This is a genomic window from Streptomyces sp. NPDC051064, assembly GCF_044455985.1.
Taxonomy (GTDB): domain Bacteria; phylum Actinomycetota; class Actinomycetes; order Streptomycetales; family Streptomycetaceae; genus Streptomyces.
In genome coordinates, this window is the sequence record NZ_JBITFK010000001.1 from 621,520 (window position 1) to 632,912 (window position 11,393).

The 11,393-nt window shown below is 73.4% G+C and carries 10 protein-coding genes; 7 read left to right on the top strand and 3 right to left on the bottom strand.

Translation table 11 applies throughout. The features are described from left to right. Positions 1-232: 232 nt before the first annotated feature. The 5 genes from ACIBCU_RS02905 to ACIBCU_RS02925 are packed head-to-tail and all read left to right on the top strand — an operon-like array spanning position 233 to position 5,832. Complete coding sequence (locus ACIBCU_RS02905) at positions 233-1,489, top strand: prenyltransferase/squalene oxidase repeat-containing protein (protein WP_399228784.1); 1,257 nt, start codon at positions 233-235, stop codon at positions 1,487-1,489. After that, the gene (locus ACIBCU_RS02910) at positions 1,486-2,163 is read left to right on the top strand and encodes an SCO2322 family protein (protein ID WP_399228786.1); all 678 of its coding nucleotides are present in this window, start codon (positions 1,486-1,488) and stop codon (positions 2,161-2,163) included. The genes ACIBCU_RS02905 and ACIBCU_RS02910 overlap by 4 nt, the downstream gene beginning before the upstream one ends. After that, a complete protein-coding gene (locus tag ACIBCU_RS02915; protein WP_399228788.1) occupies positions 2,160-3,305 on the top strand; it encodes an energy-coupling factor transporter transmembrane protein EcfT in 1,146 nt (381 codons plus the stop codon). The genes ACIBCU_RS02910 and ACIBCU_RS02915 overlap by 4 nt, the downstream gene beginning before the upstream one ends. Continuing rightward, positions 3,302-5,017 (top strand): ABC transporter ATP-binding protein, encoded by a 1,716-nt coding sequence (locus tag ACIBCU_RS02920; protein WP_399228790.1) that lies wholly within the window; start codon positions 3,302-3,304, stop codon positions 5,015-5,017. The genes ACIBCU_RS02915 and ACIBCU_RS02920 overlap by 4 nt, the downstream gene beginning before the upstream one ends. Beyond that, on the top strand, positions 5,014-5,832 hold the full coding sequence (locus ACIBCU_RS02925; protein WP_399228792.1) for an ECF transporter S component: 819 nt from the start codon (positions 5,014-5,016) through the stop codon (positions 5,830-5,832). Before ACIBCU_RS02920 ends, ACIBCU_RS02925 begins: the two co-directional genes overlap by 4 nt. Here ACIBCU_RS02925 and ACIBCU_RS02930 read toward each other — a convergent pair whose 3' ends face one another. Genes ACIBCU_RS02930 through aroQ form a run of 3 tightly spaced genes read right to left on the bottom strand, consistent with a single transcriptional unit; the run spans position 5,833 to position 9,002 of the window. Beyond that, a complete protein-coding gene (locus ACIBCU_RS02930; RefSeq protein ID WP_399228794.1) occupies positions 5,833-7,641 on the bottom strand; it encodes a bifunctional sugar phosphate isomerase/epimerase/4-hydroxyphenylpyruvate dioxygenase family protein in 1,809 nt (602 codons plus the stop codon). 30 nt (positions 7,642-7,671) lie between these two features. After that, positions 7,672-8,535, bottom strand: a complete 864-nt coding sequence (locus tag ACIBCU_RS02935; protein WP_399228796.1) for a shikimate dehydrogenase — start codon at positions 8,533-8,535, stop codon at positions 7,672-7,674. Further along, the gene (aroQ, locus tag ACIBCU_RS02940; protein ID WP_399228798.1) at positions 8,532-9,002 is read right to left on the bottom strand and encodes a type II 3-dehydroquinate dehydratase; all 471 of its coding nucleotides are present in this window, start codon (positions 9,000-9,002) and stop codon (positions 8,532-8,534) included. Before aroQ ends, ACIBCU_RS02935 begins: the two co-directional genes overlap by 4 nt. Positions 9,003-9,157: 155 nt before the next feature. Here aroQ and ACIBCU_RS02945 point away from each other — a divergent pair, with 155 nt between their 5' ends. Further along, positions 9,158-9,820, top strand: coding sequence for a TetR family transcriptional regulator (locus ACIBCU_RS02945; protein WP_104785160.1), 663 nt, complete (start codon positions 9,158-9,160; stop codon positions 9,818-9,820). Between the two features lie 189 nt (positions 9,821-10,009). Beyond that, positions 10,010-11,368 carry an MFS transporter gene (locus tag ACIBCU_RS02950; RefSeq protein WP_399228800.1) on the top strand — a complete coding sequence of 453 codons (1,359 nt, stop codon included), beginning with the start codon at positions 10,010-10,012 and terminating at the stop codon, positions 11,366-11,368. Positions 11,369-11,393 lie beyond the last annotated feature (25 nt).

The following is an 11,393-nucleotide window of genomic DNA, read 5'->3' on the forward strand; positions in this document are numbered from 1 at the left end:
CCCGTGTGACCCCCCGCCGGAGTCTCGCATGGGGTCTGACCTGCTGGGAAGGCCCTTCGCCCAGGGAGTGCGGCTGTCCGCCCGGAGGGGCCCGGGAGCACCCCGGTAGAGTGGGCGGGTCGTCATCATGCCCGTACAGGGGGAAGCCGGTGCGAATCCGGCGCCGACCCTTCCCCGAGCGCTCGGCCAGCTCGAGCAGGGGAGAAACCCCATTCGAGAGGCCCAGTCCGCCATGTCCGTACGCCGCCGCGCGGCAGCGCTCGCGATCACCGCCGTGCTCTGTGGAGCGGCCGCCCCGGTGGCGGTCGCCGCGCCGAGTCCGACCCCGTCCACGCCTGAACGTCCGGCTGGGCTGTACGGCACCAAGGACCCGACGTACGACGGGGTGTGGCGCCAGTCGCTCGCCTTCCTCGCCCAGAAGATCGAGCTGGTCACGCCCGCCACGCAGTCGGTGGACTGGCTCGTCGGCCAGCAGTGCGACAGCGGGGCCTTCCCCTCCTACCGCGACGCCTCCGAGCCCTGTGACGCGAAGACGGTCGCGGACACCAACGCCACCGCGGCGGCGGTCCAGGCCATGGTCGAACTGGCCGTGCACCGTGAGGTCGTGGACAACGGCGTCAGCTGGCTGAAGTCCGTACAGAACGAGGACGGCGGCTGGGGCTACAACCCGGGCAGCCCGAGCGACGCCAACTCCACCGGCGTCGTGGCCGGGGCACTGGCGCGGGCCGGTGTGCCGCTCGCCGAGGTCACCAAGAAGGGCGGCAGGACGCCGTACACGGCGCTGCAGACCTTCGCGCTGCCCTGCGGGGGCGCGGACGGCGGGGCGTTCGCCTACCAGCCGGACAAGAAGGGCGAGCTCACCGCCAACGCGGACGCCACGGCGGCCGCGGTCCTCGGCGCGATGGGCAAGGGCATGGCCTCGGGGAACTACAACGCGGCGAAGGCACCCGTCTGCGCCGAGGGCTCCGATCTCACCCCCGAGCAGTCCGCGCAGAACGGCGCCTACTACCTGGCGAAGACCCTCGCCGGGCCGGGTCACCTGGAACTGCCGCCCATGCCGGGCGCCGAGGAGTCGGCGCCGCCGCAGCCGGACTTCGGCAACACGGCCGACGCGGTCGTGGCGCTGTCGGCGGCCGGCCACAAGGACAAGGCGGCCGGAGCGGTCGCGTACCTGGAGAAGCACGCCCAGGGCTGGGCGAAGGAGGGCGGCCCCGCCGCCACCGCCCAGCTGGTGCTCGCCGCCCACGCGACCGGCACCGACGCACGTGACTTCGGCGGCGTCGACCTCGTGAAGCAGCTCAACGCGACGGGCCCCGCGCCCGCCGCGACCGCCGTGCCCTCGCCGACCGCGACGGCACCGGAGAAGCCGGCGGACACGAGCAGCGACGACGAGGGGCTCGGCCTCTGGTGGATCATCGGCATCGGTCTCGCCTTCGGCGCCGGCATCGGCTTCCTGCTCAGCGGACGCCGGAAGAACCAGCAGCTGTGAGGCGTCCGCTGCGGACGGCGGCGGTGCTGCTCCTCGTCGGCGCAGTCCTGGCCGTGCTGGGCGCGGGGAGCGCACAGGCGGCCGGTTACCGCTACTGGTCGTTCTGGGACAGTGACGGCGGGAAGAGCTGGACGTACGCCACCCAGGGGCCTTCCGTCGTCCGGCCGGACGACGGCGCGGTGCAGGGTTTCCGCTTCTCGGTGAGCGCGGATTCCCAGGACTCGGCGCAGCCGCGCCGCGCGCCCGATTTCGGGGCCGTCTGCGCGGACACCCCGGCGAAGGACGGCCGCAAGCGGATCGCGCTGGTCATCGATCCGGGCACGGCGGCGGACGCGCCGGACGGCGAGAAGCCGCCCGCGCCGCGTACGGCCTGCGCCCAGGTCGCGCCGGACGCGAGCACGGCGGAGGCCCTCGCCTCGGTGGCGAAGCCCCTGCGGTACGACAGCTCCGCGATGCTCTGCGCGATCTCCGGCTATCCGCGGTCGGGCTGCGGTGAACAGGTCGACGGGAGCTCCGACGGACCGGACGCCGGCGTTCCGGCCACCGCGTCCACCGCCGGCGCGACGGCCGGTGGTTCCGAGGGCGGCGGCCCGTCGGTGGGTGTGCTCGCCGGTGTCGGCGCGGTCCTCGTCCTGGGTGTCGCCGCTGTGCTGCAGGCCCGCCGCCGCCGATGACCCGCTCCACCGGCCCGGCCCGGCTCCGCCCTGCCCTGCGCGCCCCCGGGGCCACCCGGGGCAACGCGCTGCCGGCCGGGGCCTGGTGGCTGTGGGCGCTCGGGCTGGCGACCGCCGCGTCCCGTACGACCAACCCGCTGCTGCTCGGGCTGCTGGTGGGCGTGGCCGGCTATGTGGTGGCGGCGCGCCGCACGGACGCGCCGTGGGCCCGTTCGTACGGGGCGTTCATCAAGCTCGGGCTGGTCGTCGTCGGCGTACGGCTGCTGTTCTCCGTCGTCCTGGGCTCCTCGGTCCCCGGCACGCACGCCCTGTTCACGATGCCCGGGGTGCCCTTGCCCGACTGGGCGCAGGGGATCAGGATCGGCGGCCGGGTCACGGCGGAGCAGGTGGTGTTCGCGCTGTACGAGGGCGCGAAACTGGCCACGCTGCTGATCTGCATCGGGGCCGCGAACTCGCTGGCCAACCCGGCCCGGCTTCTGAAGTCGCTGCCCGGCGCCCTGTACGAGGTGGGGGTCGCCGTCGTCGTCGCGATGACCTTCGCGCCGAACATGGTCGCCGACGTGGCGCGGCTGCGGACGGCCCGCAGGCTGCGCGGCCGTCCGACCGGCGGGGTCGGGGCGGTGCTCCAGATCGGGCTGCCGGTGCTGGAGGGGGCGCTGGAGCGTTCGGTGGCCGTCGCGGCGTCGATGGACGCGCGGGGGTACGGGCGCACCGCGCAGGTCCCGCCCGCCGTCCGCCGCACCACCCATGTGCTGACGCTCGGCGGGCTGCTGGGTGTGTGCGCGGGGACGTACGGGCTGCTGGCGGCGCAGGGCGCCGTGCACGGGCTGCCGTTGCTGCTGGCCGGGCTGCTCGCGGCGCTGGCCGGGCTCCGACTCGGCGGGCGCCGCTCGGTGCGTACCCGCTACCGGCCGGACCGCTGGGGCGTACGCGCCTGGCTCGTCGCCGCCTCGGGTGCGGCCGTCGCGGCGGCGATGATCTGGGCGGGCGCCGCCGCCCCGGACGCCCTGCGCCCGGGCGTCGTCCCGCTCTCCGCCCCCGTACTGCCGCTGTGGCCGGCCGCCGCCGTGCTGATCGGGCTGCTGCCGGCCGTGGTGGCCCCGCTGCCCCCTTCCCCCTCGGACTCCAAGGAGCGCTCATGATCCGGTTCGAGAACGTCTCGGTGCGGTACGAGGGCGCGGAGCGCCCCACCCTGTCCGGGGTCGACCTCACCATCCCCGAGGGCGAACTGGTGCTGGCCGTCGGCCCGTCCGGTGTCGGCAAGTCGACTCTGCTGGGTGCCGTGTCCGGTCTCGTGCCGCACTTCACGGGCGGGGTGCTGACCGGCCGGGTCACCGTCGGCGGCCGGGACACCCGGACCCACAAGCCGCGTGAACTCGCCGACCTGGTGGGCACGGTGGGCCAGGATCCGCTCGCCCACTTCGTGACGGACACCGTGGAGGACGAGCTGGCGTACGGCATGGAGTCGCTGGGCCTGGCCCCGGACGTGATGCGCCGCCGCGTCGAGGAGACGCTGGATCTGCTGGGACTGGCTGAGCTCCGCGACCGGCCGATCGCCACGCTCTCCGGGGGCCAGCGGCAGCGGGTCGCGATCGGCTCGGTCCTCACCCCGCACCCCAGGGTCCTCGTTCTCGACGAGCCGACGTCCGCCCTGGACCCGGCGGCGGCCGAGGACGTGCTGGCGGTCCTCCAGCGGCTGGTGCACGACCTGGGCACGACGGTGCTGATGGCCGAGCACCGGCTGGAGCGTGTGGTGCAGTACGCCGACCAGGTCCTCCTGCTGCCCGCGCCCGGCGCCGCCCCGGTGATGGGCGCGCCCGCCGACATCATGGCCCTCTCGCCCGTCCGCCCGCCGGTGGTGGCGCTGGGCCGGCTCGTGGGCTGGGATCCGCTGCCGCTGTCGGTGCGCGACGCCCGGCGCCGTGCGGTGGACCTGCGGGAGCGTCTCGCCGATGTGGAACCGCCGGCGCGCGAGACCCCGGCGGCCGCCACGGTGGCTCCGCTCCCCGCTCCCCCCGCCGTCCGCCCCGGTCTGCTGGGCCGGCTGCTCGGCCGCCGGCCGGCCGCGGCGCCCGCGATCCTCCCCGTGCTCGACGCGGTCACCCGGGTCGAGGGGCTCGGGGTCCGGCACGGGCGGGTCCAGGCGCTGCGCGGGGTAACACTGTCCGTCGCGCCGGGCGAGACCGTGGCCCTGATGGGCCGTAACGGCGCGGGGAAGTCGACCCTGCTGACCACCCTTGTCGGGATGACCGAACCCACCACGGGATCCGTCCTGGTCGGCGGCCTGCATCCGTCCCGTACGCCGCCGCGCGACATGGTGCGCCGGGTGGGGCTCGTACCGCAGGAGCCGCGCGACCTGCTGTACGCGGACACGGTCGCCGCCGAGTGCGCGGCGGCCGACTCCGACGCGGGCGCGCCCGGGGGGACCTGCCGGGCGCTGGTCTCCGAGCTGCTGCCCGGGGTGCCCGACGACATCCACCCCCGTGATCTCTCGGAGGGCCAGCGGCTCGCGCTGGCCCTCGCCCTGGTGCTCACCGCCCGGCCCCCGCTCCTCCTCCTGGACGAGCCGACACGGGGGCTGGACTACGCGGCGAAGGGGCGGCTCGTCGGCGTACTGCGCCGGCTGGCCGCCGAGGGCCACGCGATCATCCTGGCCACGCACGATGTGGAGCTGGCGGCGGAGCTGGCCGACCGGGTGGTGATCCTGGCCGACGGTGAGGCCGTCGCCGACGGCCCGACCCGGCAGGTGGTGGTCTCCTCGCCCGCGTTCGCCCCGCAGATCTCGAAGATCCTGGCGCCACGGGAGTGGCTGACGGTGTCGCAGGTGCGCAGGGCTCTGGAGGCTCTCGCATGACGGCCCGGTCCACGCGCCCGGTCCGGCTGGGTCCGCACGCCGTCGCCGCGCTCGTCCTGATCAGCGCCGTCGGGCTGGTCGCCTTCGGCTGGCCGCTGCTGGCGGGGACGGACTCCGGTCTCGCCCACGCGCAGGACGCGCCGTGGCTCTTCGCCGTCCTGCTGGTGCTGCTCGTCGGGGTGGTCCTCGCGACGATCGCGGACTCCGGTCTGGACGCGAAGGCCGTCGCGATGCTGGGCGTCCTCGCCGCGGTCGGTGCGGCGCTGCGTCCACTGGGCGCGGGGACGGCCGGCCTGGAGCCCATGTTCTTCCTGATGGTGCTGAGCGGCCGGGTGCTGGGCCCGGGCTTCGGCTTCGTGCTCGGCTCGGTCACGATGTTCGCCTCGGCGCTGCTCACGGGCGGGGTCGGGCCGTGGATGCCGTTCCAGATGCTGTCGATGGGCTGGTTCACCATGGGCGCGGGTCTGCTGCCGGGCCCGGACCGGCTGCGCGGCCGGGGCGAGCTGCTGATGCTGGCGGGGTACGGCTTCGCGGCGGCGTTCGCGTACGGCACGGTGATGAATCTGTACGGCTGGACGATCGTGCCTGGCCTCGGCTCGGGAATCTCCTTCGTCCCGGGCGACCCGCTCACCGAGAACCTGGTCCGCTTCCTCGCCTACTGCACGGCCACCTCGATCGGCTGGGACCTGGGCCGCGCCGTCCTCACGGTCGTCCTGACGGTGGCGATCGGCCCCACGCTGCTGAGAGCCCTGCGCCGGGCCACCCGCCGCGCCGCGTTCGACGCGCGGGCGGACTTCGAGGCACTCCCGGACTGATCAGTCGGCCAGTGCGTGCTGCGCGGCGAGCCGGACGGGGGCGTTCCTGGCGCCGTACCCGTCGTATCCGCCGACGCGCTCGACGAGTTCGAAGAAGACGCGGCCGGTCGTCACGGTGTAGCAGTGCCGGAACTCCCCCTTCCCGTCCCGGTCGTAGAGGATGCCGAGCTCGCGGTAGCTCTCCAGCTCGCCCGGGGCGAACTCGTAGTGCGCGGCCAGGTCGTCGTAGTAGTTGGCGGGCACGGGCAGCATCCGGGCGCCGGCCGCGAGGGCGCGGCGGACGGTGGTGACGAGGTCGTCGGTGGCCAGGGCCACGTGCTGGGGGCGCCCTCCCCGGGCCGGGTCCTGGGTGGGGGAGGCCCCCACGCCGAGGGCGATGCGCACCGTGCCGTCCTCGTTGCTGACGGCACGGCTGCGGAGCAGGCCGTACGGGTCGGCGAGGTCGACGCTCGCATGCGGCCGGAGACCGAGGACGCCGCGGTGGAAGAGGGTCGCCTCGTCGAAGTGGTGCCAGGGCTGGGTCAGCGCCACATGGTCGAGGCGGGTGATGCCGATGGGGTCCGGGGTGTGCGGCGCGGGCGCGAAGTCACCGGTCCAGCCGATTCGCTTCTTCTCGGCCGGGTCGGTGCGGTCGGTGACGCAGAAGAAGAACTCGGTGCCGTCGGGCGCGGCCACCGCGTCCAGCGGGGCGTCACCGGGGGCGCGGCGCCGGGGCAGGACGGGGGCGAGCAGCGACTCGGCCCGTGCGGAGGCACCCGCCGGGTCGGGGCTCTCCAGGCCCACCGCGGTGAGCGAGGGCTCCGGCCGGTGGCTGCCGGTGTCGGTGTTGAGCAGGATGCGGGCATCGCCCTGTTCCCAGAGGTCCACCGGCTTCCCGGAGTGCCTGGCCGTACGGGAGAAGCCCAGCGCGGTCAGCAGGGGCGCGATCCTGGCCGTGTCGGCCGTGGCGATCTCGACGAAGGCGAACCCGGTGGGGACGACCGGCGCCGGAGGCACGGTCAGCCCGGCCGACTCCTGGAGCAGTGCCAGCGAGCGCAGGGCGTCCACCGCGGTGCGGCCCGCGTCCGCCTGGCGGAAGACGTCGTTGAACACCTCCAGGGAGAGGGGCCCGTCGTATCCGGCGCGGACGGCCGCCCGCACAAGACCGGTGACGTCGAGGTCGCCCTGGCCCGGGAAGCAGCGGTGGTGGCGGCTCCACTGCAGCACGTCGAGCGACATCTGCGGGGCGTCGGCGAGCTGCAGGAAGAAGATCTTGTCGCCGGGTATGGCCTCGATCCCCGCGACGTCGGAGCCCCGGGCCAGGATGTGGAAGCTGTCCAGGCAGACCCCGAGGGCGGGGTGGTCCGCGGCCTCGACGATGCGCCAGGCGTGCTCGTACGTGTTGACATGGCGGCCCCATGCCAGCGCCTCGTACGCGACGCGGATACCGGACTCCTGCGCGAGGTCCGCCAGCCGGCGCAGCTGTCCGGCGGCGAGGGCGTCGTCGTCGACGGCGTACGGCGAGACGCTGGAGCAGACCAGGACGGTGTCGGCGCCGAGCCGCCGCATCAGCCGGAACTTGTGCTCGGCGCGCCGCAGGTTGCGGGCGAACTCGTCGGCGGGGACGGCCTCGATGTCACGCATCGGCTGGAAGAGGTCGATCGTCAGACCGAGGTCGGCCGCCCGTTCCCTGATCTCCTCGGGGCTCAGCGGGCTCCCGATCAGGTCGTTCTCGAAGATCTCCACACCGTCGAAGCCGGCGCGCGCCGCCGCGGTGAGCTTCTCGGTGAGCGTGCCGCTGAGCGAGACGGTGGCGATGGACGTACGCATGTCGGTCCTCCTGCGGGCTTCCTGCGGGTGTCAGTGGGCGGACGTGAGCTCGGCGATGTCCGCGAGCATGCGGGCGGTGTCGGGTTCGCGGCCGGTGAAGAGCCGGAAGGCGTCGGCGGCCTGGTAGGCGGCCATGCCCCCGCCGTCGAGGGTGGGGCAGCCGATCGCGCGGGCGGTGCGGACGAGCGTGGTCTCCAGCGGCCGGTAGACGACCTCGGCGACCCACAGGCCGGGGTGCAGCAGTTCCGCGGGGAGCGGGAGCCCGGGGTGGGCGGCCATGCCGATGGGTGTGGCGTTGACCAGGCCGTCGGCGCCCGCCGTCCGTGCCGCGATGTCCAGGAGGTCGGCCGCCGCCGCCCGGCCCGGGCCGAAGTGGTGGTTCAGGGAGTCCGCGAGCGCCGCGGCCCGGTCGGGCAGGGCGTCCAGCACGGTGAGCCGGCCGGCGCCCAGGGCGAGGAGGGCGTGGGCGACGGCGGCTCCGGCACCGCCGGCTCCCAGCTGCACGACGCGCTCCAGCGGCGCGTCGGGCAGACCACGTGCGAAGGAGGCGGCGAAGCCGGTGGCGTCGGTGTTGTGCCCGGTCGCCCGGCCGCCCTCGAAGACCACCGTGTTGACGGCGCCGAGCGCCTCGGCCTGCGGCGAGAGCGCGTCGAGGTGGGCGAGGACCTGCTGCTTGCAGGGGTGGGTGACGTTGAGGCCGTCGTAACCCATGTCGCGTGCGGAGCGGACGAGTTCGCCGGTCCTCTCCGGCGGGACACCGAGCGTGCCGATGTCGATGAGGCGGTAGAGGTAGCGCAGGCCCTGCCGGTCCGCTTCGCGTTCGTGGAGCGCGGGGCTGAGGGAGGGGCCGATACCGGAGCCGATGAGGCCGACGAGATAGGAGTCCGGGCTCACCGGTTGTCCTCCAGGAGCAGGGCGAGGTGGGTGAGGGCAAGGGCGTATCCGTGGGCACCGGCCCCGCAGATGACGGTGTGGGCGACGGCCGAGACGTAGCTGTGGTGGCGGAAGGCCTCCCGCCGGTGGATGTTCGAGAGGTGGACCTCCACGACCGGCAGCTCCACGGCGGCGAGCGCGTCCCGCAGGGCGACCGAGGTGTGGCTGTACCCGGCGGGGTTGATCACGATGCCCCGGTGCGCGGTGCGGGCTTCGTGGACGGCGTCGATGAGCACACCCTCATGGTTGCTCTGCCGGCAGTCGGCACGCAGCCCGAGGGCCGCCGCCGTGCTCCGGCAGAGCTCGTCGATGCCGGCCAGGGTCTCCTTCCCGTACACCTCCGGCTCGCGCAGGCCCAGCAGATCGAGGTTGGGGCCGTTCAGCACGAGGACCGGGGCGCCGGGGGGCGGGGCCGGGGTGTTCGGCATCGTTCACTTCCCGTGGATGCATCGACGTAATGTACGGACTGGTTAGTTAGTCATACCGAAAGACGGCCGCCCAGGGAAGACCCCGGGCCGAATCAGCCCCCTCGTGCACCCGCTCTAGAATCGCGAGCACGCACCGCCTGCCGTGAAGGATCCGGATGACAAGCACCGAAGGACCCGCCCAGCCCGCCGTGCGGACCCGTGACGCGGCGCGCACCAAGGACGAGATCCTCACCGTGGCGACGCGGGAGTTCGCCCGCATCGGCTACGCGGGTGCCCGGGTCGACGAGATCGCCGCCCGGACCCGCACCACCAAGCGGATGATCTATTACTACTTCGGCGGCAAGGAGCAGCTGTTCACCGCGGTCCTGGAGCGGGCGTACACCAGGATCAGGGAGGCGGAACAGCTGTTGGACGTCGAGCACCTCGACCCCGTGGCAGCGGTGCGCCGGCTGGCCGAGGTGACGTTCGACCACCACGAGGACCACCCGGACTTCATCCGCCTGGTCAGCATCGAGAACATCCACGAGGCCGAACACATCGCGGCCTCGGCCGAGTTGAGCCGCATCAGTTCCCCGGCGATCGAGGTCCTGCGGCGCATCCTCGACACGGGGCGCGCGTCGGGGCTGTTCACGGCGGACGTCGACGCCGTGGATCTGCACGCGATGATCAGCTCGTTCTGCTTCTTCCGCATCGCGAACAGACACACCTTCGGCGCGCTCTTCGGCCGCGACCTGGTGGACACCGGACGGCGCGAGCACTACCGGACCATGCTGGGCGACATGATCATCGCGTACCTCACGGCCGACCGGGCGGAGTAGGGCCGGACCTTTCGGGGAGGAAGGGCCGGATTTCGCACAGAACCCAGGACCTGGATTCTGTGCGAACTCTTGACAGGGGCGACAACTGCTCGCAACATCCGTAGCCATCCGCAACTAACTACCTAGTGCGTTAATTAGCCGGGTCCTCGCCTCTCCCCGCACGGAACGTCCCCCCGAAGGAGCCCCGACGTGACCGCTCACGCCCCTGCCCCCGCTCCCCCACCGCAGGCCCAGCCCCGTAAAGCGGCGCTCGCCGCATGGATCGGCAGCGCGCTGGAGTACTACGACTTCTTCATCTACGGGAGCGCGGCGGCGCTGATCTTCCCCGAGGTCTTCTTCGACGAGTCCGATCCGGCGAACGCGACCCTGCTGTCCCTGGCCACCTTCGGTGTCGCCTACGCGGCCCGTCCGGTCGGCGCGCTCTTCCTCGGACACGTCGGGGACCGGGTCGGCCGCAAGAAGATCATGGTCTTCACCCTGATGCTGATGGGGCTCTCGACGTTCCTCATCGGCTGTCTGCCCACCCGGGACCAGATCGGCGGTGCGGCACCCGTGCTGCTCGTCCTCCTGCGGATCCTTCAGGGCATCTCCGCGGCGGGTGAGCAGGCCAGCGCCAACTCGATGAGCCTGGAACACGCTCCCCAGCACCGGCGCGGCTACTTCACCAGCTTCACCATCAACGGGACGCAGGCCGGTCAGCTGATCGCGACCCTGGCGTTCATCCCGGTCGCCGCCCTGCCCGAGGAACAGCTCCTCTCCTGGGGCTGGCGCATCCCGTTCTGGCTGAGCGTCGCCGTCGCGGTCGCCGGTTACGTCATCCGGCGCACCCTGGAGGAGACCCCGGTCTTCACCAAGCAGGCGGCGACCGAGGGCGTGGCCAAGATGCCGCTGGCCGTGCTGCTGCGCGACCACTGGGCCGATGTGCTGCGGGTCGTCGCGGCCTCCGTGATCGCCACGGTCAGCACGGTCTTCACCGTCTGGGCGCTGTCGTACGCCACGAGCGACGCCGTCGGCCTGAGCCGCACCGGCATGCTCTGGGTGGGCGCGCTGGCCAATGTGGTCGCCCTGTTCACCATCCCGCTCTGGGCCCGGCTCTCCGACCGCATCGGACGCCGGCCGGTCTTCCTCATCGGCGCCGTGGGCAGCGCGGTGGTGATGCCCCTGTACCTGTGGGCGATCTCCACGGGCAGCTATCCGCTGGTGCTGATCCTCGGCGTGCTGGTCTTCGGCGTCGTCTACAGCGCGGCCAACGGCATCTGGCCCGCCTTCTACGCCGAGATGTTCCCCACCCGGGTCAGGCTCTCGGGCATGGCGATCGGCACCCAGACCGGCTTCGCCATCGCCGGCTTCGCCGTGGCCTTCGCCTCGCAGATCGCCGGCCCCGACGGCGACAACTGGGCCGGGGTCGCCGTCTTCGCCGCCGTGCTCTGTCTGCCGCCGGTCGTCGCGGCGCTCTCCGCCCGCGAGACGGCTCATGTGGACACGGAACAGCTCGGGGAGCGCAGCGGCGCCGTCGCAGCGGAGCCCGGAGTGTCGGTCCAGGCCTGATCCCCCGCACGGCGCCGCCCCCGGC

Excerpts from the sequence above, each read along its gene's own strand:
- ACIBCU_RS02905 (WP_399228784.1), top strand. The coding sequence starts at position 233 with ATGTCCGTACGCCGCCGCGCGGCAGCGCTCGCGATCACCGCCGTGCTC.
- ACIBCU_RS02915 (WP_399228788.1), top strand. The coding sequence starts at position 2,160 with ATGACCCGCTCCACCGGCCCGGCCCGGCTCCGCCCTGCCCTGCGCGCC.
- ACIBCU_RS02920 (WP_399228790.1), top strand. The coding sequence starts at position 3,302 with ATGATCCGGTTCGAGAACGTCTCGGTGCGGTACGAGGGCGCGGAGCGC.
- ACIBCU_RS02925 (WP_399228792.1), top strand. The coding sequence starts at position 5,014 with ATGACGGCCCGGTCCACGCGCCCGGTCCGGCTGGGTCCGCACGCCGTC.
- ACIBCU_RS02930 (WP_399228794.1), bottom strand. The coding sequence starts at position 7,641 with ATGCGTACGTCCATCGCCACCGTCTCGCTCAGCGGCACGCTCACCGAG.
- aroQ (WP_399228798.1), bottom strand. The coding sequence starts at position 9,002 with ATGCCGAACACCCCGGCCCCGCCCCCCGGCGCCCCGGTCCTCGTGCTG.
- ACIBCU_RS02945 (WP_104785160.1), top strand. The coding sequence starts at position 9,158 with ATGACAAGCACCGAAGGACCCGCCCAGCCCGCCGTGCGGACCCGTGAC.